This window comes from Pseudoalteromonas sp. S3178 (assembly GCF_005886985.1).
GTDB lineage: Bacteria > Pseudomonadota > Gammaproteobacteria > Enterobacterales > Alteromonadaceae > Pseudoalteromonas > Pseudoalteromonas carrageenovora.
In genome coordinates this window covers 1-317 of record NZ_PNCW01000475.1, presented here as the reverse complement: position 1 = coordinate 317, position 317 = coordinate 1, and the positions used below count along the sequence as shown (strand labels likewise).

The following is a 317-nucleotide window of genomic DNA, read 5'->3' as shown; positions in this document are numbered from 1 at the left end:
GTGCGAGTTATTGAGGAGGTTGCGGCGGCGGAGGCGCTACTGCAAGATGCCGATCCTGATTTGAGAGGCACACTCAAAATTGCAGCAAGCTCAGACTTTGGCCGTCAGTACGTGGTTCCCGCCGTTGCGGAGTTTGCCACGCAGCATCCACAGGTGGTGGTTAACCTGAGCCTAGGGGAGGGCTTAGTCAAATTAGTTGAGTCTGGCACTGATATTGCCATTCGTTATGGTAATTTAAATGATAGCAGCTTGATATCTCGGCCTCTGTTAAACAACCGCAGAATGCTGGTTGCCGCCCCAAACTATCTCGAACAGTA

Annotated in this window: 1 protein-coding gene; it reads left to right on the top strand. The window is 51.4% G+C overall.

The features are described 5' to 3' along the window. Positions 1-60 precede the first annotated feature (60 nt). Positions 61-317: LysR substrate-binding domain-containing protein (locus tag CWC11_RS21815; RefSeq protein ID WP_249330805.1), on the top strand; the 257-nt coding region annotated here is incomplete at its 3' end.